17 protein-coding genes are annotated in these 18515 nt (G+C 70.3%); 10 read left to right on the top strand and 7 right to left on the bottom strand.

Going from position 1 to position 18515, the window contains the following annotated elements; all coding sequences use genetic code 11:
* Nucleotides 1-14 precede the first annotated feature (14 nt).
* The 4 genes from WME76_RS07215 to WME76_RS07200 form a co-directional block, all read right to left on the bottom strand.
* Nucleotides 15-1346, bottom strand: a complete 1332-nt coding sequence (locus WME76_RS07215) for a S1 family peptidase (RefSeq protein ID WP_437959444.1) — start codon at nucleotides 1344-1346, stop codon at nucleotides 15-17.
* Nucleotides 1343-1822, bottom strand: coding sequence for a hypothetical protein (locus WME76_RS07210; RefSeq protein WP_437959443.1), 480 nt, complete (start codon nucleotides 1820-1822; stop codon nucleotides 1343-1345). Before WME76_RS07210 ends, WME76_RS07215 begins: the two co-directional genes overlap by 4 nt.
* 132 nt (nucleotides 1823-1954) lie before the next feature.
* Nucleotides 1955-3136 (bottom strand): trypsin-like serine peptidase, encoded by a 1182-nt coding sequence (locus tag WME76_RS07205; RefSeq protein ID WP_437959442.1) that lies wholly within the window; start codon nucleotides 3134-3136, stop codon nucleotides 1955-1957.
* Nucleotides 3137-3570: 434 nt separating this feature from the next.
* Nucleotides 3571-4563 (bottom strand): hypothetical protein, encoded by a 993-nt coding sequence (locus tag WME76_RS07200; RefSeq protein WP_437959441.1) that lies wholly within the window; start codon nucleotides 4561-4563, stop codon nucleotides 3571-3573.
* A 658-nt stretch (nucleotides 4564-5221) separates the two neighbouring features.
* Here WME76_RS07200 and WME76_RS07195 point away from each other — a divergent pair.
* The 3 genes from WME76_RS07195 to WME76_RS07185 all read left to right on the top strand — a co-directional run bounded on the left by WME76_RS07195 (nucleotide 5222) and on the right by WME76_RS07185 (nucleotide 9278).
* Entirely contained in the window at nucleotides 5222-6697 is a 1476-nt protein-coding gene (locus WME76_RS07195; protein WP_437959440.1) for an RNA polymerase sigma factor, read from the top strand.
* A gap of 104 nt (nucleotides 6698-6801) precedes the next feature.
* Complete coding sequence (locus WME76_RS07190) at nucleotides 6802-7974, top strand: hypothetical protein (RefSeq protein ID WP_437959439.1); 1173 nt, start codon at nucleotides 6802-6804, stop codon at nucleotides 7972-7974.
* A 155-nt stretch (nucleotides 7975-8129) separates the two neighbouring features.
* Nucleotides 8130-9278: a hypothetical protein gene (locus tag WME76_RS07185; protein ID WP_437959438.1), complete on the top strand. Its 1149-nt coding sequence runs from the start codon at nucleotides 8130-8132 to the stop codon at nucleotides 9276-9278.
* A 50-nt stretch (nucleotides 9279-9328) separates the two neighbouring features.
* Here WME76_RS07185 and WME76_RS07180 read toward each other — a convergent pair whose 3' ends face one another.
* On the bottom strand, nucleotides 9329-9895 hold the full coding sequence (locus WME76_RS07180; protein ID WP_437959437.1) for a hypothetical protein: 567 nt from the start codon (nucleotides 9893-9895) through the stop codon (nucleotides 9329-9331).
* A 546-nt stretch (nucleotides 9896-10441) separates the two neighbouring features.
* Here WME76_RS07180 and WME76_RS07175 point away from each other — a divergent pair.
* The 4 genes from WME76_RS07175 to WME76_RS07160 all read left to right on the top strand — a co-directional run bounded on the left by WME76_RS07175 (nucleotide 10442) and on the right by WME76_RS07160 (nucleotide 12670).
* A complete protein-coding gene (locus tag WME76_RS07175) occupies nucleotides 10442-10999 on the top strand; it encodes a hypothetical protein (RefSeq protein WP_437959436.1) in 558 nt (185 codons plus the stop codon).
* A 123-nt stretch (nucleotides 11000-11122) separates the two neighbouring features.
* Nucleotides 11123-12019: a DUF6602 domain-containing protein gene (locus tag WME76_RS07170; protein WP_437959435.1), complete on the top strand. Its 897-nt coding sequence runs from the start codon at nucleotides 11123-11125 to the stop codon at nucleotides 12017-12019.
* Between the two features lie 4 nt (nucleotides 12020-12023).
* Complete coding sequence (locus WME76_RS07165; RefSeq protein WP_437959434.1) at nucleotides 12024-12338, top strand: hypothetical protein; 315 nt, start codon at nucleotides 12024-12026, stop codon at nucleotides 12336-12338.
* Between the two features lie 92 nt (nucleotides 12339-12430).
* A complete protein-coding gene (locus WME76_RS07160) occupies nucleotides 12431-12670 on the top strand; it encodes a hypothetical protein (RefSeq protein WP_437959433.1) in 240 nt (79 codons plus the stop codon).
* Between the two features lie 131 nt (nucleotides 12671-12801).
* Here WME76_RS07160 and WME76_RS07155 read toward each other — a convergent pair whose 3' ends face one another.
* Together WME76_RS07155 and WME76_RS07150 are read right to left on the bottom strand one after the other, a co-directional pair.
* Entirely contained in the window at nucleotides 12802-14145 is a 1344-nt protein-coding gene (locus WME76_RS07155) for a serpin family protein (protein ID WP_437959432.1), read from the bottom strand.
* Between the two features lie 191 nt (nucleotides 14146-14336).
* Nucleotides 14337-14891, bottom strand: a complete 555-nt coding sequence (locus WME76_RS07150) for a sigma factor-like helix-turn-helix DNA-binding protein (RefSeq protein WP_437962084.1) — start codon at nucleotides 14889-14891, stop codon at nucleotides 14337-14339.
* Nucleotides 14892-14956: 65 nt separating this feature from the next.
* Between WME76_RS07150 and WME76_RS07145 the strand changes: the two genes are divergently transcribed.
* From WME76_RS07145 to tnpC, 3 genes are all read left to right on the top strand, one after another.
* Nucleotides 14957-15409, top strand: coding sequence for a helix-turn-helix domain-containing protein (locus WME76_RS07145; RefSeq protein WP_437954402.1), 453 nt, complete (start codon nucleotides 14957-14959; stop codon nucleotides 15407-15409).
* Nucleotides 15410-15426: 17 nt separating this feature from the next.
* Nucleotides 15427-15750, top strand: coding sequence for an IS66 family insertion sequence element accessory protein TnpB (gene tnpB, locus WME76_RS07140; RefSeq protein WP_437954403.1), 324 nt, complete (start codon nucleotides 15427-15429; stop codon nucleotides 15748-15750).
* 271 nt (nucleotides 15751-16021) lie between these two features.
* On the top strand, nucleotides 16022-18064 hold the full coding sequence (tnpC, locus tag WME76_RS07135; protein WP_437954404.1) for an IS66 family transposase: 2043 nt from the start codon (nucleotides 16022-16024) through the stop codon (nucleotides 18062-18064).
* Nucleotides 18065-18515: the final 451 nt, after the last annotated feature.

The raw sequence follows: 18515 nt of genomic DNA, 5'->3' as shown, positions 1-18515 counted from the left end.
AGACGCCGCTCGCCTCACCCGAAAGGGTGGCCGCCGCGCGGCGTGATCCGGGCAGGCCTCGCGCCACGGGGCCGCCGGGCGGCCCGCCTCACCCCATGGATGACCCCGAGCGCAGCGAGCATCCAGCGCGGCGCGCCGCTCGAGGCCCCCGCCGGCCGCGATATGCCACATCCTCCGGCGGGGGCGTCCAGGGCGACCACCTCGACGCTGGCCCGGCCCTCTGCCGTGTTCTCGGCGAAGTCGCGCGCCACGAGTCGAATCTCGTAAGACCCTATCTCGAGATCGAACGGCCCGAACGCGTCAGCTCCGAGGCTGTGGGACTCCCGGGCCCGGGGTCGACCGAGCTCGTCGACGATCGAGAGCTCGGCCTGCCGCACCCCCCATCCTGTATCGCTCACCCGAGCCGCGATCTCGACGCTGGCGGTACCCTGCTCCGAGGCGACCAGCGTCCTGGATCGTGCCTCGATCCGCACCGAGGGAGGCCAGACATCGGCGACGTCACCCCCGAATGGCTCCCCGCACGTGCTCGAGAACGGCCCCGAGACGCGGCCGGCGACGGGATCCTCCGCGGCGGCGCCATCATGGTCGCGGCAATCTGGAGACGGCGCCCACTGGCCGGAGGGCGCTCCGCACGGCGACACGTCACATCTCGTCTGCTGCTCGATCCACTGCACGAAGCCGGCGACCGGAGTGTAGTATGAAGGGCCATCGCCACAATCGTAGGTCTCCCCGGCCGACAGCACCCCCGCGACGCGCCAGGCTCGGCCGTCCACGCGCACGAGCGCCGGTCCGCCCGAGTCGCCCGCGCATGTGCCCACGCCCGCGGAACGAACCACGATCTCCGCCCCGACGTCCTCGATCTTCGCAGGCGCTGCTCTCTTGATCCCGAGGCCGTGATCCTGGTCGTCGTGCGCTCCATACCCGACCATGAGCACGTCGGCACCAGGCGTGATCGCGTCTTCCTCGCACCCCAGCACCGGCGGGATCACCTCGACATCGTCGAACGCCTCGGCGAGGCGACAGATCGCGATGTCCGTCCCGTAGAAGGCCGCTTCAGGGTGCATCCAGCACGCATCCACCGCCCGGGAAGCGCCGGAGGAGGCTCGAGCCGACACGAACCCCGTGCCGCAGTGCGCCGCGTACAGCACGACTTCAGGATGGATCAGAACACCCGTGCAGACCTCGTCGAGCGCGACGACACCCGACCACGCCGAGGTCGGTGCGCCGTTGTAGATCGGCGCAGCATGGGCAACTACGTCGTCGGCGCTGGAGCTCGCGGCTCCAGAGCAGCCGAGCATCGCGACGGCCGCGGCCGTGAGCCCCGCCCGTTGCCCGGCTCGACTCATCGATGGACTTCCGGGGTCGGCTCTTTGATCCCCACCGTGATACGACCGACCGAGCATTCGGGCGGGCAATCCGGACCGTTGGGCCGCTCGACCGCATAGATCGGCGCCGCGCGGGTATCCGAGAGGACCGCCTGGTCACGCACCACGCGGAGCGCGACCACCTTCGGTTGCATTCGGGGGATCGTGATGGCCGCCAGGGAGCCGTCGCCCTGACGGATCAGGCACTCGGGCATCATCTCCTGCTGGCTGGGGTTGGGCAGGGATGCAGAGCAGCGCCGCGTCACGCCGTCCAGATCCACGATGAAATGATAGCGACCGGGCGCTACCAGCTCGGGTTCGAACTTGATCTCGACCTCATCGCCGCAAGCGGCTTCCGTGCACGCCTTGGTGCCTCCGGGCCGGCACGACGCCAGCCCGATGAGGAGGATGGCGGCCGCGGCGCGACCGAGCCTGCGCGACGTGGATGCTGACGACATGCGTGTTCTCCTGATGTTCTGAGCACCGCCTGCAGCAGCGCGGGGTCCCGGAACGCTCATCTAGCACGACTCCAGAAGATATCGCCAGCGCTTCCAGTCGCGCGACGGCGGCGCGGTCGGCGTGGATGGGCGCTAATAGCCGGCAAATTGCTGGAGGAAGGTCACGACCTCGCTGGTGAAGCGCCGCCCTCCGTTGCTCTGCGTGAAGTACCCGGGGTCATAGCCCCAGTGAACGGCGCGCACGTACTGGAGCCCTCCAGACTCTGTCCAGTATGGGGCGCCGCTCTGGCCGCGGTTGCTGTCATTCTGGTGCCAGAGCTGTGTCGGGTACAGGGGGGCGCTCGATGTATAGCCGGAGTTGTTCGTATGCGTGAACATCTCTGCTTCGAGCCAGAGCCCGCCAGGCGCAAAGGACGCCTCCTTGTCGGGGTAGCCGGCTACCGTCCCGGAGAGCCCGGTCACGCCGGAACCGATGGTCTGGTACCCGAAATAGCCAACGTTGTAGGTCGACGAGACGCAGTTGGCGCCCCCGCCACGAAGACCGAGGACGGCGTAATCGTAGGCCTTGTCATTGGATGCGTTCCAGCCAGCGGGGACGGTCCTGAAGTTGCAGGCAGCCGTCGCGAAGCCGGTCGGCGACGGACTCGTGGCGGAGTGGCCGAAGCCGATGGCCCGCGGCGCCAGCCATGAGGTCCCATCATGCTGGGAGTGCGCGGCGCCCATCGCGGTGTAGTGGTTGTGCACCTTGAACACCGTGGCGAAGGCTGCCGTGGCGGACCCGTAAACGCCGATCCACTTCATCGGGGGCAAGAACCAGGGTGAGGGAACGAGCACCCTCTCCTCGAATCCGAAGACCCCTCGGGGCACCCTCACCCCGTTGGTGGCGAGCGGCTCGGGGACGTCGGTGTACACCTGCTCCGGGTCCACTCGCTCTGACGGGCTGCTCTCGTGAAACGCCTGTGCGGCGTCCCTCTTCACCTTTTCTGCGAACCTCCAGAGGCTCGCCTCGTCGAGCGTGTACTCTACACCTTGAAACTCCATCAGCGGCCGCATCTTCTCCGCGATCTCACGGACTGACATGTCTGCGATGTTCGGCTCGTCTTCAGGAGGCCCGATCTCCGGCCCGAGGACGGCTGCAGGGGCTTCGCCGTCCTCCGCGTAGGTGACATCGCGAACCTTCACCCAGCGCATGCCCTGCGGGTCTGTGAAGCTCGATGAGTCCTCGTCGCCATCCACGACGACGGAGTCCGGGTCGGCCAGGCACCCGGTGGCGAGGGTGGCGGCTGTCAGCATGATGGCTATCCGGTGCTTCATGGTGCTCCTCTGTGTTTGTTCGTGTCGACGACCTCGAGCTCCACACCAGGGCGGCTTGGCGCCGTTCATGGATGCCGACAGATCGCAACGTAGGGTGCTCGCCGCGAGGCCCCGCCTCCGCGGACCTGCAGGTATTCAGTCCTGAGGGTGGTCGCAGCCTGAGCAACGTGCGTGCCCGCGGTGTCTTCTCCTCCTCGCCATCTGTCGACGGTCGAGCTTGGCGATTCGCGTGCCGCGGAGATACAGCCGCGCCGGAAGATCGCTGCTGGGATGCGCGCAATGAGAGTTGATGCGCGTCGGAGCCGGCGAAGGCGAGCGGGAACTCGTGACGAGCGGCTCCGGACGACATGCCAGCGTGCCAGCGTGCCAGCGTGCCAGCGTGCCAGCGTGCCAGCGTGCCGGCGCGAGCCCTGACAGACCTTCTGCCCGCGGTACTATCCGACGGAGGGCGCCCCGGCGGGCGGCGCTGCGGCCGGCGGCGCCTGTGTCCCGGCGCCGTTCGGCGCGGCGGCCGGCGCTGCGCCTGCGGCCGGCGCTGCGCCTGCGGCCGGCGCTGCGCCTGCGGCCGGCGCTGCGCCTGCGGCCGGCGCAGGCGCGGACGCGCCGGGGGTGGCGTCGGTGTCCTCGGGTTCGGGCGCGGTGTCGCTGGACGACGCCGCGCGGCCGCCGCGGCCCTTGTAGAGCGACGGCGCGAGCGTCTCGGCGTCTCCCTCGTTCCAGCGCAGGTAGGCCACGGCGCGGCGGGTCTGGTCGTAGGCGTGCACGAGCAGCGCGAACGCGCGCGCCCGCCTGTCTGCGGCCTCGGTCGGCCCGGGCCCCTTGCCGTGCTCCCGCACGCCGAGGGCGGCGAGGAGCTGCGGGCCGATCTCCCCGGCGCGCTTCACCTCCTCTTCCGTCGCCGCCGTCTTGCCGGCGATGGCGGACCAGCTCCCGCCGAAGAGCGCCGAGAGCGCCACGAGATCGTTGGCCAGGTCGATGTGCCCCTGCCCCGCGCGGATCTCCGCGACCGTCGCCGCGTCGAGCAGGCCGCGGCGGGCGAGCGCCTCGGCGTCGCTCAGCAGGTTCTCGCGCAGCGGGGCCGCCTCCGCGAGCAGCGGCTTGAGCGCGTTCTCGGCGCCTCCGCTCGACAGCCACGCGAGGTGCGCGTACCAGGCGGCGAGCGCGTAGGTCTCGAGCCGGTCGAGCAGCGCGACGTCGTGCGTTTGCAGGTGCTCCGCGATGGCGGGCCGCAGCGCGCGCAATCCAGGCAGCACGCCGAGCACCTGGGAGACGGCGCGCGGGATATCGATCTTGATGGAGATGAGCCGATCCGGGCTGAGCGCCTCGATCTCGGGGAGGATGCTGTCGAACGCCGCCGCCGCCTGGGGCGGGGCCGCGGGCTTCCTGGGAGCAGGCTTGTTCTTGATCGGAGCGGAAGGCTTGGCCATGAGGGGAACACCTCTCGTTGAATGTCCTTCGCCGGGTGACGAAGCGACATGATGGCCATGTCCCCTGCCCCCCGCGCCGGACGTGATGTGAGCGTCCGGCGCACACCGGAGTCCGGCCAGGGGTAAGCACCTGTGTCGGTGGGTCAACGAGCCTGGCAAGGTCCTGACGGCGGGTCGCCCGACGTCGTGATCGTGCGCCTGGCCTGAGCCGATCGGCGGCACCGCCGGCGAGGACCGGTTGCGGTGCCCGGGGCAAGCACGGCGAACCCAGGAGGCCGGTGCCGGAGCCGGAGGAGAGCTCAGCTAGCCGGGCAGGACCGCTGCCGGTGCCGGAGGAGAGCTCAGCTAGCCGGGCAGGACCGGTGCCGGTGCCGGAGGCAAAGCTCAGCTAGCCGACCCAGACCGCATCCGGTGCCGAGGGCAAGCTCAGCTACCCCGCCCGGACCGTTACCGGTGCCGGAGGAAAGCTCAGCTACCCCGCCCGGACCGTTACCGGTGCCGGAGGAAAGCTCAGCTACCCCCGGGACCGTTTCCGGTCCCCCGAGGGCAGCTCCGCGGGCCCCGGGCAACCGCGGGCGGTGACCGGGAGCGCCTTCGTCGCGTGCACCGGGCGGTGCGTTTTCGAGACGGACCCGGGAAGCTCCGCGCAATTCTGGGTATGAGCACACGCGTCGCTGCCTCCGACGACACCTCCCGCGATCTCACCTGGAACGCTGTTCACGCCGCCGCCCTGAACGTCCTCCCCCGCGCGCTCCGGCTGCTGGGGGTCGACGAGACCGACATCGACGACCTGTACCAGGAGGTCCTGCTCGCGGCGTACGAGAGCCTGGATCGGTTCGATCCCGCCTACCCCGCCTCCGCCTTGCCGTTGCCGCCGCTCGAGACCGCCTCCGCGGGCCATCCGCCGCCGCGGCGGGAGGGATGGCACCCGAGCGGCGGCAGCGCGGAGGCTCGATGGGTCTTCGGGATCGCCTTGCGGAAGGTCAGCCGCTACCTGGACCGCGCCCACCGCCGCCGCGAGGTCCCGAACGGCTTGCACCCCGCGCCGTACGGCCAGCCCGTCGATCCCGTGCCGAGCAGCGAGCAGCGCATCGCGGAGCGAGAGCGGCTCGCGATCGCGCTCGAGGTGCTCGGCACGCTCGCCCCGGAGCGGCGGATCGTCCTCGTCCTGCACGAGGCGTACGAGGTGCCGATCGTCGCGATCGCGCGCGAGCTCGCCATCAACTACAACACCGCCTGCAGCCGGCTGCGCCTCGCCCGCGAGGACTACCGCGCCGCCGTCAAGCGGCTGCGACCGGAGCGGCGACAGGCGCTGCGCGCCTGCTGGCTCGCGTTCCCGCTGACGTCGGACTTCCTGGCGCGCGATGACGGCGCGAGCTCCTCCGCACCGCCCGCCCCTGCGCCGCACGCGCCTGCGCCGCCCGCCCCGGTGCTGCGCGCGCCTGCGCCTGTACCGCACGCGCCCGCGCCGCACGCGCCTGCGCCGCCCGCCCCGGTGCTGCGCGCGCCTGCGCCTGTACCGCACGCGCCCGCGCCGCACGCGCCTGCGCCGCCCGCCCCGGTGCTGCGCGCGCCTGCGCCTGTACCGCACGCGCCCGCGCCTCCGCCGCGCTCGCCTGCGGCCTCGGCCTTGCGGCGGAGGCTCGCCCAGATCGGCCTCTCCTTCGGGTCGGCCGCGGCGGGCGGCGCCGGGACCGTCGCCCTGCTGCTCGCCCTCGCCCCGCCGCCGGTCCTGTGGGCTGGCCGCTTCGGGACGCTGCTGCCCGAGAGCCTGCCCGCGCGCAGCGCCTGCCTCGCAACGGCCCCGCCGCAGCAGGCGCACGAGCTGCCGCCCGTCCCTCCCGCGGCCCAGGCGCCCTCTCGCCCGTGCGCCGCCGCGCCGCGGGCAGCGCCACCCGCCGCCGATCGGGACGGCTCGGAGGACACGTTCCAGGAGGAACGCCGGCTGCTCGCCGCGGCGCACGAGGCGCTCGCCGCCGGCGATCCCGCCGGGGCGCTCCGGCAGCTCGCCGCGCACGAGGCGCGGTTTCCCGCTGGCCGGCTGAAGTCCGTACGGGAGCAGCTACGCACCGTCGCCCGGGCGCGGCTCGCCCATGCCGCGCAGAGCCCGGCAGGAAGCGAGCCGTCGCGATGAGAAGGCGCAGCATCGGACACGCGCGCCACGCGCGCCGGGCCCGCTGCGCCCCCGGACCGCTGCGGCGCGCTCGGCTCCCGGCGCGCGCCGCGGTGGCCGCGGCCATGGGTCTGTTCCGCGTCGTGGACGCGCACGCCGCGCCGGAGCCGCCCCGGCCGGCGATGCGGCTCGAGGTCGTGCAAGGCCCCGGCGCCGAGGAAGCCGCGCCGGAGCCGCCCCGGCCGGCGATGCGGCTCGAGGTCATGCAGGGCCCCGGCGCCGAGGGCTGCCCCGACGCGACGTTCCTGCGCGCGGAGGTGGCGCGCGGGCTCGGCGCCGACCCGTTCCGTGGTGACGCGCCGGAGGTGCTCACGGTCAGCATCGCCCGGGAGGGGCCGGAGCTCACGGCCTCGCTGGCGCTGCGCGACCGCGAGGGAGAGACCCGGTGGGCAGAGGCCTTCAGCACGCAGAGCCGCTGCGACGAGCTGCTCTCCGGCGCGGCGCTCGCGATCGTGGCTCACCTGCTCGGCATGCAGGAGCGCTCACCGCCGCCCGGGCGCTCACCGCCGCCCGGGCGCTCACCGCCGCCCGAGGCTCCGCAGCCCGAGGCTCCGCAGCCCGAGGCTCCGCCGCCCGAGGCTCCGCCGGCCGAGGCTCCGCCGCCCGAGCCCTCGCGGCCCGAGCCCTCCACGCCGCCTCCGCAGGCGAGGCGCGCATCGCCGGAGCCACCTCGCCGGGCCGAGCTGCCGCAGGCGCGATCGCGGCCGGACGCGGCGCCGGCGCCCGCGGAGCGGCCGCGGCTCGAAGCGGGGCTCGGGGCGACCCTGGGCCTGGGGATCACGCCCGGGGCCGCGGCCGGGATGACGCTGTCCCTCGGCGTTCGCCGGTCCGGGTGGTCGATCGCGATCGAGGGCCGAGGGCTCGTGTCCCTCTCGCAGGAGGTGAAAGAGATGGCCATCAGCACGAGGGCCTTCACGGCGACCGGTGTGGGCTGCGTGCACGGCCACCACCTGTTCGGCTGCGGGGTCGCGACCGTCGGCCTCGTCCGGTTCGTCCCCCGGCATCCGTGGGACATGACGTTGCGCGACGACGCGCTGTTCAGCGCTGGAGCGCGGCTCGGCATCGACTGGCCCCTCTCGGACAGGTGGACCGCGCACGCTCACGCCGAGGCCACCGCGATCGTGGCGGACGCGGTGCTCCGGCGCCAGGGCGAGCGGCGCGAAGCCGCTGGATCCCTCACGTGGTCATCCCCTCCGATCGGCGCGGCGCTCGGACTCGGTATCAAGGCGACGTACTGAACGACCTCGTCCACGTCGTGCACTTCGTGCCGTCCTCGCAAGAAGACCCCATCGACTTCATTTTTTGAAACGAAACCACAATGCTCTACGTAACAGGCTATTTCGCGCAGATCGCCCGTTGTCAGCGCGAGGGCTCCTTGAGTACCTTGCTGGGCATGCGAATCGTCCCGTTGCTGCTCGCTGGAATCCTCTTGTTGCCTGGCTGTCCCGGAGATCCGACCGTCTACGGTCCCTGTCAGCCGCAGGAATACGGCAACCCAGGCTGCCCGTGGCCCGAGGAGGGCGGCGGCGGGGCCGGCGGCGAGGGTGGAGGCGGCGGCGGAGGCGGCGGTAGTGACGGCAACGGCGGCGCCGGCGGCGGCGACGAGACCGCCTGCGCCGGCGACTGCATCCCGCCTGCGCCGCTCGGGTGGTTCGGCCCGGCGCTCCTCTGGTACGGCCCGCCGGACCAGGCGCCGGACTGCCCCGCCGCCGCGCCGAACGTCGGCTACGAGGGGTTCGCCGACCTCGCGCCCGCGCCGCTCGCCTGCGCCGCCTGCCTGTGCGACCCGCCCGAGGCGGCAGCGGCTTCATGCCAGCTCCCGCTGGGCTGGTCGGCGCACGCGGCGACGTGTGCCGCGACGGTCCCCGGCACCGCCGAGACCGCCTTCGCGGCGCCCGAGGCCTGGGACGGCGCGTGCACCGCCGTCAACGCGATCCCGGCCGGCCAGGACTGCGGCGGGCAGCCGTGCGTGCAGTCGCTCTCGATCGACGCGCCCGCCGTGCTGGTGACCGCCGCGTGCACCCCCAGGGTGGACGAGCCACCGGCGCCGGAGCGCCTCGATCCGTGGCAGACCCGGGCCCTCGCCTGCGTCCCCGGCGCCTACACCGAGTGCCCCGGCGACCGCAGCACCTGCATGCCGTCGCCGGACCAGCCCGGGGTTCCGCCGCCCGGCGGCTTCCTGACGTGCATCTTCCACGAGGGCGACGTCACGTGCGAGGAGCCGTATCTCGACCGGCACGTCTTCCACGGCGGCGCCGACGACACGCGCGGCTGCTCGGAGTGCGGTTGCGGAGAGCCCGAGGGCGCCTCGTGTACGATCCTGGCGTCGGTCTACAGCGACGGCGCCTGCGCGGACGTGCTTGTGTCGGCCGTCGTGAGCTCGACGACGCCGTTCTGCGGGGTCACGCCGCCCGGTGTCGCCCTCGGCAGCAAGTCCGCGGAGATCGTCGCCGTGGATCCCGGCGGCTGTGCGCCGAGCGGCGGCGAGCCGCTCGGCGACGTGGTGCCGACCGAGCCGTCGACGTTCTGCTGCCTGGCGTAGGCGTCGCGCCCGGCCCTGATGAGGCTACGCAGCGACCGGCGCCTCGAGCGTCAATCGCTTTCCACGCAGATGGCATCACCGAGCGGGCGGGAGTCGGTCGCGCGGACGTTGCAATCGTAACCTGCACCGTCGATGGAGCCCCCTCCACCGATCCTCGCAATGCCCCAGAGCCCGACGTGCGAGCAGATCTCCGCCGAGTTGGCGGAGACGGTGGCGAAATCCGCGAGCTCGAAGCCCTCCAGGCACTGCTCTCCGCCTCTCACGACCGCAAAGGTGGTCCCGCCGATCTCGAACAGCTCGTAGTTGGGCTTGCAGAGGACGTAGTCCAGCTCGCGGGTATCGTCAGCGTGCTGCTGGCAGCCGTTCCACGGGCCATCGATCGAGGACCCGTCTGCGAGGCGAAAGACTCCTGAATAGGGGAGCTCATCGCAACTGAAGACAAACGTCCAGAAGGCGTCGAGCGGGGTCAAGGGCGTGTATCCTGCGGGGCAGGTTTCACCTTCGTAGACTCCGTACTCCACCGCCTGAGCTTCAGCGGGTGCGCTCAGCGAGATGCCTCCGACGACGAGGCTGCAGATCAGGGCGCGCATGGGCGTCATGTGAGAGATGTGTTTCATTTGTTCGCCAATGTTTTGTCAGGATGAGTTATGTTTCCAGACCAGGCGCGTGGCCGGGCGCAGGGACTCCTTGGTGCGTCCGGAGACAGGCGCATCCCGCCCGCCCCGCAACCGCGCCGGGATCACGTCCAGAGTATGCGGCGACACGGTATGCGACGCCAGACAGCGAGATGAAACGGCGGCGTTCGAGGAGTGGAACAGTGCTATCGCTGCTGCGGCTTCATTTTTGCGGCCCTTCTCAGCGGAAAATTGAAGGGATGGCTCGGAAGAGGCACACGAAGGTCACATGGCATGACGAATCCGGGAGGCTGACCGGAACTCTTGGGATGAGAGACGGCTGCTTCGGCCGGTGCGGTACCCGCCGCAGGGGCCAGGCATGTCGCTCGAGGATCCAGAATGCCTGTAACCATCCGAGAGACACCCCGATGCGCTCAGTGACCCATGAAGCCCTGGTGGAGCTGTTCAAGAACCGGCCGAAGCTGGCCGCCGAGATGCTCCAGGACGCGCTCGGCCAGCCGGTACCGCTGCCCGACGTGGCTGCTGGTCGTGGCCATCGACGCAGATGTGGCTCGGTGGTGCGCGCGGCCAATCGACGCGGGCCACCCCGGCTTGCCGCTGACGCCGCTGGTGCTGGGGCCCGAGGGCGTCCCGGTCGTCACCGACGCCGGGCAGGCGAGTGCGGCGCCCGAGGTGGTCGTGCTGTCGGCGATGGCGCACGGGCAGGGAGAGGCGGCGGAGGCGATCGGCGTGGCGTTCCTGGCGGCGGCAGCCGGGCTCGATGAGGAGCGCCGCGCCATGTACGGACTTCTGGTGCTATCCTCGCTGAACGCAGCGGCGAGGCGGACGTTGGAGGCGATGATGAAGGCTGGATACGAGTTTCAGAGCGAATTCGCGCGCAGCTATGTAGCGAAGGGGGAGATCAAGGCTAACGCGCGGGCCGTCCTCGCGGTGCTCGACGCCCACGGGCTCGAGGTCCCCGCCGAGGTGCGGGAGCGCGTCCTCGCGGCCTGCATGTTATTACCCGCCGCCAGGCCCTACGACGCAACTGATTGCGACGTTGGCCGGTCGAAAACCGTCGCAATTGACAGGGCCGTGGCGTGCTGATGTTGATGTGCTCGTTCGGCCAGCGGGTGCGCAGCAAGTGCTTGCCACCTCCCTCCCGTTCGGGTAATTATTCGGCTGGACCATTCCAAATGTGCAAGCAACGAAAACCACAAGGGCGGCGACATGACCAGCAATCCCGCTGACTTGGCGCAGCTCCAGCGCAATCGTCTGCGCGCCCAAGCGGATCTGTTCGCGGCGGTCGCGTCGCATGGCACGATTGTCGGGACGGCACGCGAGATTGCCCTAACCGAGTTCTTCCGAGGGCTGGTGCCTCGACGATTCGAGATACTTTCCGGAGCGATCGCTCTTACCGAGGGCGGCAAGCTCCAGAAGGCTTCGAATCAGCTAGATGTGCTCGTCGTTGATACGTTGGACTATCCGACCGTTTTGCGCACTGGGGACCTCGCAATCACCCTGGCGCCCTCCGTGCGGGTCGTGGTCGAGTCCAAGAGCGATCTCGCGAGGGGCGATAAGTTCCTCGACGCGATGGAGCAGATTGGTCAAGCGCGAAGCTTGACCGGCGGCGGCGCGCTATCCGCGCTGTACTGCTTCGGTGATCCCACCAATGCAAGCACTCTGCGCACCTGGATCGACGATCTTCTCACGCGCAGGAGAGAGCTTGTCAACTGGGCGCGGGACGCCGAGGCGACGCGTCAAAAAAAGTTCAAGTCATGGACCCCGGCGCAGCTGCTGACGGTTGCCGCCACCTATTCGGCAGCGAACTTGCCGGACGTCATTGTTGCCGACTCCGGCGCGATTGCGCTCCGCGTTGATGAGAACGGGAAAACTCGCTTCGAGTTCTATTCACCATTAGATGGCGCGCCCAGCATCGTTGCCCTCGCGGCGAAGGTGCTTGCCCATGTTTCGCAACACGTCGTCTCAGCCGCGGCTCCGGCAGGGCAGACGGGGGGCGCGACGGGTGCATTCCAGCTTCTCGTCACCCATTTCGAGGCATCACTTGAGAAGGCCGATGTCGACCCACTCGACGTGACGGACCCCCAGCCGTCATTGGGAGGATAGTAAGATGTACGCTGTTCAGATCAGCGATCGCGCAACGTTTGTCCATAAATCGAAGGAGCTCGGTGGTCCTGTTGTCGTCGTGCGCACAGCGACCGTAATTCCGGTGCAGCAGGGAAGTGCGGTCCTCATGCACCCAGCCGTTACAATCGAATACGCCATTGAGTTTGAGGACCGCACGATGGGTCCGACGAGGTGGACATTTCGAGAGGTCGTTCTTACCGACAACAGAGGAGAAGCGCTGATCTCTGATTCGCTCTGGGGCATGCTCAGCGAGGAATCGATACCGGTCCGAATCATCCAACGGAGCGGGTCCTTCTAACCGTACGCATGGGCGTGCAGCGCGCACCAAGAGCGAGGGCGCGGGCTCGTCTTGAGCGCGCAGGAATACGGCCCAACCGGACATTGGAGGCGATGTTGAAGGCCGGATACGAGTTTCAGAGTGAATTCGCGCGCAGCTACGTGGCGAAGGGGATGGTGGAGGGCAAGGCGCAGGCCGTGCTCGCCTTGCTCGACGCCCGCGGGCTCAAGGTCCCCGCCGAGGTACGGGAGCGCGTCCTCGCGAGCACGGACCTCGCCGAGCTGGACCGCTGGATCCGCCGGGCCGCCGTGGTCAGCGACGCCAGGGAGCTCCTCACTACCAGCGGCTCCTGAGCCGCGCGGCCGCTCCGAGCGCGCCCGCGGGGGGCCGTAGCACCCGCCCCAGGTCGGCGACCCGACCCAGGGCGCCCCCACCCCGCTTCATCGCAACGCACGTGCCACCATCGTGGAGCGGGGCGCGGTGATCAGCTCGCGCTGGGGTCGGCGATGCGGCCGACGAACAGGACGCTGCCGGTCGCGTTGTCGCGGATGAGGAACAGGAAGGGATTCACGAGCGCGAGCGACGCCGGCGAGGGCGCCGACTCGTCGCCGACGATGACCGCGGTCGCCGCCGCCGCCTCGGTGCCGGCCTCGTTCACGCCGACGAACGCCTTGTGGATGACGTCCTGGATGAAGGGCTTTCCCTGGGCGTTGATCCCGGTGAAGTCGGCGGCGCCGGGCGTGAACGCGACCTCCATCCCCATCGCCTCCAGCGTGTCCTTCAGGCTCAGCTTGTATTCGAATTTGAACTTCGGCATCGTTGTGTCGACCAGGTGCTCGCTCATCGCGCCGACGATGTCGTCGACCTTCGCCGCGTCGAGCGACGCCTCGAACGCGTCGAGCGTGCCCGCCTCCGGCAGGAGGATCACCATCGACAGCTCGTCCCCGTCGTAGGGCATCGCGACCGCCTGGTAGCCGTCGCCCTCGGCGTACGGTATCTCCAGGCTGCCGTGCATCAGGGGCACGGTCACGTCGGTCCCGTCGGCCTTCGTGAACGGGCCGTCCTCCGTCGCGGTGGTCTCGAACGGGGTGCGCCACGCCGCGTTGAAGTAGATGGCGTTCGTGAGGATCAGCACCGTCTCGGGGGTGACCGCCTCGACGGGCACCAGCTTCTCGATCTTGCCCTCGGTCTGTTCGCTGACCCAGCCGTTGACGAGATCGACCGACTCCTGCGGCTGGCCAACGAAGTCGACGACGTGCATTCCGGCGCCGTAGTTCAGCCCGAGCGTGTCCAGGAAGGCAGTCTCGAACGGATAGCCGATCTGCCCCCAGAGCGCGTTCACGACGTTGAGGCGAAAGCCCTTGCCGTCGGCGCCCTGGGCGCCCTGACCGCGGCTCTCGAGCTCCTGGTCGATCCAGTTGAACGCCGGGTGGAGCTCGTCCTGCCCGAGGTCGAAGTGCAGCGTGGCGGCCATGGCCGTCTCGGTGTCGCCCTTCGCGCCGGCCCACGTCATCGCGAGCGCCGTCGAGATGCTGTAGGGCGAGTAGAAGACGTTGCCCGGCTCCTCGCGGAGCTGCTGGTAGAGGTCGAGCGCGAAGGCGGAGTTGCCCGAGACGAGCGCCGCCTGGTCCTCCGCAGGCACGTCCGGGGTCGAGATGCGCTGTTTGTCGGAGGCGACCACACATCCGGGCGTGTCGTGGCACGTCTCGCCTCCCGGGTCGGGGTCCGGGCCCTCGTTCGGCGGATCGGTGGAGGAGGTCTGGCAACCGAGGGTCGCGGCCAGGGACAGGGCGAAGAGCGGAGCGAAGGTTCGAAGGGTTCGCATCATGCCGCTCCGCCGAGCATTCGCCGTGCCGCGCCGGCGCCCGATCGCGGGCTCCTGGGCTCCGAGGCGGCCCGCGCGGCGAGGACGAGCCGCCGCACGCCGCGCGCGGCCGAACCCTGACATCCGGCGAGAGGGCTGGCCCGATCTGGCACACGGAGGGTTCGTGAGCATGCCGGGGAGACCGAGCTGCCCGATCACGGATCGCGGCGGGCGTTGAGCCACCGCAGCTTGTCGGGATTGGCCATCGCCCGGATGGCGCGCACCACGCCGCCGTCGATCTCGAGCGTGATGACGACGCGGATCGCTGCGTCCGTGCGGCCGCGCAGGACGAGCGCCGGCTCACCGTTGATGTCGCCGATCGCCGCGTCGAAGGGGCCGGCCGGGAGCCGCGGGGTCGAGGCGACGAAGCCCGCCACCGCCTCGCGGCCGCGCAACGGCGCCAGGACGGCGCCGGAAAATCGCCCGCCGCTGTCGGCGTCGAGCACGACGTCCTCGGCGAGCAGGTCGATCAGCCCGCGCAGGTCGCCCGAGCCCACGCTGCGGGCGAAGCGCGCGACCAGCGCGCGGTGGGCCTCCGGGGTGGGCGGAAACCGCGGCCGCTGCCGTTCGAGGTGCTCGCGGGCGCGGGACCCGAGCTGGCGGCAGGCGGCGGGCGTGCGCTCGACGATCCGTCCGATCTCGGCGTAGTCGTGGTCGAACACCTCGTGCAGGACGAAGACCGCGCGCTCGAGCGGCGAGAGCTGCTCCAGCGTAGCCGCTCCGCAGACCGCGTCTTTTCCCTGGCCAGCTTCGGTTGCACGCTACGCGGCGTCCGATGAGGGCCGTGCCCTCGTCGAGCGAAGAGGAGCGAGCGATGCCAGGAAGCAGGGAGCTGGTGCAGCTGCGTGCGGAGCTGTCGAGGTATCGAGAGCAGAAGAGCCGTGGGAAGTACCCGGGCGAGCTGCGAGAGCGAGCCGAGGCGTACGCCAGGGAGCGTTCCCGGGCGGGGGCGACGCCGACCGAGATCGCCACGGAGCTCGGTGTCCACAAGATGACGGCCGACCGATGGGTGGCTGGCGGTGAGCGCGCAGATGAGGGGGCGTTGCCAGCGACCATCAAGGCGGCTCAGCATGTTTCGTTCCTACCCGTCGTGGTGCGCCCGGAGCGCCGAGAGGCGCCGCCTTTGCGGCTCAACGTCGCATTTGCCGATGGGACACGGATGCAGGTACGTGGGATAGGCGCGCGCGACCTCGTGGAAGCGATCGAAGCGTTGCGGAGGGGGCAGTGACGCCCGCGACGATAGCCGTGTATCTGGCGGTCGGACCAGTGGACTTGCGTGGCGCGTTCGACCGGCTCGCCGCGATCACCCGGCAGGTGCTGTGCCTGGACCCGGCCAGCGGCGCGCTGTTCTTGTTCCTTAACAAGAGGCGCAACCGGCTGAAGGCACTTTGGTGGGACCGCAACGGATACACAATTCTGTACAAGCGTCTCTCGAAGGGTGCGTTTGCTCTGCCCTCGTTCACCGAGGCCGACGGCAAGTGTATAGAGCTGTCAGCACAGGACTTCGCGCAGCTGCTCGCCGGTCTACCCGTGGAAGAGCTGGCAAGCCGCCGCCGCGTGGTGCACTGAGGTGTCTGCGCCGGCGCTCGTCCACCGCGCTGCCGGACACCGCGCTACGGGCGCCAGCGCGGCCCGATGGCGGCCGGCTCAGCCCGATGCCGAGGTGGAGCAGGGCGCGAGTTGCATCATCCCGAAGACCTCGCGACAGCGCAGCGCCGAGGGCGCATCACGCTTGTTCCGCGTTCCCACTTTCGACAAAATATTCTCATCAAAAAACAGCGGAAAGTGTCTACGTAAGGTACTTGCCAGGAGCAAGCGGAGCGGGCATCCATGGCGCGCTTTGACCTCGACGACACGACCCGGTGGGACCGAGCTGCCGCAGTCGGCGGAGACAGAGCGCCTTGACGGCGCGGCGCTCGTGCTCGGCTATCTCCAGGCCAGGGGACAAGGACAGGGGAGCCCCGCCGACCCCGCGTCGGCGGTCGACGCGCTGCTCCGGCGGGTGCAGGAGCTCGAGGCGAGGCTGACCGAGCTCTCGACGGCGGAGCAGCAGGCCCAAGAGCTCGCTCGCTCCGTCGAGTCGCTCAAGGCGTACAATCGACAGCTGCAGGAGACGATTCGGACGTTGGAGATCGGGTTCCGGCGCCACGTCTCCGAGCAGATCTCGCCTGACCAGCTGCGGCTTTCGCTGGCCGGTGAGCCAGGCGCCTGTCCGGCTCCCGCGTCGCAGGCCGAGAGCCTCGGCACCTCGCCCGAAGCGGACCCGAGCGAGGGCAGCAGCCCGCCGCCGGACCCCGCGAGGCCGCCGGAGCGTGGGGGGACGGCAGAGTCCTCCTCCGGCTCCGATCCCGGAGGTGGCAAGCGAGTTAAGCGCCACGAGCACGGGCGCCGTCGCATCGGTGTCATCCCGAGGGTGATCATCGAGACGCTGCCGCCGGAGGTGCTGCTCCAGGGCATCGAGCGCTTCGAGCGTGTGGGCGTCGAAGACAGCTCGGTTATCGGCCACCGGCGCGGCGGCCCCGTGGAGATCGTCTGGCGTCGACCCAAGTACGTGGCCAAGGCGGAGGTACCGGCGGCGAGCCGCGCAGCGGGCCAGGAGCCTGCTTCTTTGCCAGCCGTAGGGTCGGCCTTCACGCGCGAGCTCGACGAGCCCCTCGTCCTGCGGGAGCACGAGTTCCTGGGGATCCCCACGGACACGGGCTTCAAGCAAAGCCCCTTCGTCGACGGCGTCCTCGTACGCTACACGCCCGAATCGGACGCTGAGGAGGACAGCGGCGGACCGGTGAAGATCGCCTCGCTGCCGGAGCGCCCGATCGACAGGTGCCTTGCCGATCCGAGCCTCTTGGCCCACCTGTTCGTCCACAAGCTCGACTACCACATGCCCTACTACCGGCAAGAGGTGGAGTCGGATCGCCACGGCTTTCGCATCGGCCGCAGCAACATGACACGCTGGCAGTACGATTGCGGCGGCATCGCGATGCGCATTGCCGATGCCATGTGGAGCGACGCGCTTTCGAGGTCGTGGTTCGCCATGGACGCGACGGGCACCGCCATCCGGGCCAAGGAGAAGCACCGCTATGGGCATGTCTTCGTCCTGGTCGCGCCAGGCGATGGCGTGCTGTTCCGCTATACACCGACGTACGACGGCCTCACCGTCGCGAAGCTCTTCGGCGGCTACCAGGGGACGCTCGTCGCCGATGCTTCGGCCAACCACAACGTGCTGTTCGGGCCGGGCAAGGCCCGCGAGGCCGGCTGCTGGAGCCATGCACGGAGGCGCTTCTTCAAGGCGTTCAAGGCCGGGGCGGGCAAGGAGGCGGCGTTCGCGCTCCAGACCCTCCAGGCGCTCTTCCGCGTCGAGGAGGAATGCGCCCTGTGCAGCCCGGACGAGCGCCTCGCGATCCGGCAGCGCGAGTCCGCACCGCTGATCGAGAAGCTCTTCGCCTGGGCCGAGGCGCAGCGGCAGGTCGTCCCGGAGCATTCGCCGTTGCGCGAGGGGCTGGTCTATTTGCACAACCAGAGGGAGGCGCTCTGCGAGTTCCTCTCCAACGGGGAGATCCCCATCCACAACAATGCCAGCGAGAGGGCTCTGCGCCGCGTCGTCAAGGGACGGCGCAACTGGCTGTTCCACGGCAGCGACGAGCATGCTGTCCGGGCGTGTGCCATCACGTCGCTCATCGCGACCTGCCAGATGCACGGGCTCGACCCCGAGCTGTACTTGCAGGAGATCCTGACCGTGGCTCCGAGCTACCCGCTCCGTCGCATCCTCGACCTGAGTCCCAAGAACTGGGTCGCGACGCGACAACGCCTCATCGCCGAGGGGCGGCTCAAGTACCTGGACCTGGCTCGGATCACCGGCTCGCGGCTCGCCTTCCGCGACCGCTGATCGTGCGGCGTTGCCCGCTTCCGTCGCGCCCACAGCGCTCGTCGCGTCCGGAGCGGCCGAGTGGGGCGCGCGTCCTCTCCGCGCCGAGGTGCGTCGGCTCGTCGAGCCGGTGCTGTCGTCGCTTCGCCCCGCCACCGTCGAGTTCGTCTTGGCGGGGCGCCTTCGGGTCGCTTCGCTTCGGCGCGGCTTGTCCGCGCCTCCGGTCGGCGGCCGTTCGCCCACCTCCTCCGCGAACGGCTGGGCGGCGGTCTTGCGGCGCCGCACGCCGGCGGCCTCGGCAACTCCCGCGCGCTCCTGCTGCGAGGCCGCGCGACGCGGGCGCCCCTTCGCGCGGGCGGGGGCGTCCTCGCGGCCCTGCCACGCGACATGCGGCGCCGACAGCTTCAGCACCGCCGTCGTCAGGCTCGGGACTTCGGCGCCTGCGTCCCCGCTCCGTCGCTTCGTCATCGCA

The organism is Sorangium sp. So ce119, from assembly GCF_051524405.1.
GTDB classification, from domain to species: Bacteria; Myxococcota_A; Polyangia; order Polyangiales; family Polyangiaceae; genus Sorangium; species Sorangium cellulosum_G.
Note: the sequence above shows the minus strand (reverse complement) of the source record. Positions and strands in the feature narration are given on the sequence as shown.

What these genes read in the sequence shown, in the direction of transcription:
- WME76_RS07185 (WP_437959438.1), top strand. Translation starts at nt 8,130, where the DNA reads ATGCGAATCGTCCCGTTGCTGCTCGCTGGAATCCTCTTGTTGCCTGGC.
- WME76_RS07215 (WP_437959444.1), bottom strand. Translation starts at nt 1,346, where the DNA reads ATGAGTCGAGCCGGGCAACGGGCGGGGCTCACGGCCGCGGCCGTCGCG.
- WME76_RS07190 (WP_437959439.1), top strand. Translation starts at nt 6,802, where the DNA reads ATGGGTCTGTTCCGCGTCGTGGACGCGCACGCCGCGCCGGAGCCGCCC.
- WME76_RS07165 (WP_437959434.1), top strand. Translation starts at nt 12,024, where the DNA reads ATGTACGCTGTTCAGATCAGCGATCGCGCAACGTTTGTCCATAAATCG.
- WME76_RS07155 (WP_437959432.1), bottom strand. Translation starts at nt 14,145, where the DNA reads ATGATGCGAACCCTTCGAACCTTCGCTCCGCTCTTCGCCCTGTCCCTG.
- WME76_RS07195 (WP_437959440.1), top strand. Translation starts at nt 5,222, where the DNA reads ATGAGCACACGCGTCGCTGCCTCCGACGACACCTCCCGCGATCTCACC.
- WME76_RS07180 (WP_437959437.1), bottom strand. Translation starts at nt 9,895, where the DNA reads ATGAAACACATCTCTCACATGACGCCCATGCGCGCCCTGATCTGCAGC.
- WME76_RS07210 (WP_437959443.1), bottom strand. Translation starts at nt 1,822, where the DNA reads ATGTCGTCAGCATCCACGTCGCGCAGGCTCGGTCGCGCCGCGGCCGCC.
- WME76_RS07205 (WP_437959442.1), bottom strand. Translation starts at nt 3,136, where the DNA reads ATGAAGCACCGGATAGCCATCATGCTGACAGCCGCCACCCTCGCCACC.
- WME76_RS07145 (WP_437954402.1), top strand. Translation starts at nt 14,957, where the DNA reads ATGAGGGCCGTGCCCTCGTCGAGCGAAGAGGAGCGAGCGATGCCAGGA.
- WME76_RS07170 (WP_437959435.1), top strand. Translation starts at nt 11,123, where the DNA reads ATGACCAGCAATCCCGCTGACTTGGCGCAGCTCCAGCGCAATCGTCTG.
- WME76_RS07200 (WP_437959441.1), bottom strand. Translation starts at nt 4,563, where the DNA reads ATGGCCAAGCCTTCCGCTCCGATCAAGAACAAGCCTGCTCCCAGGAAG.
- WME76_RS07160 (WP_437959433.1), top strand. Translation starts at nt 12,431, where the DNA reads ATGTTGAAGGCCGGATACGAGTTTCAGAGTGAATTCGCGCGCAGCTAC.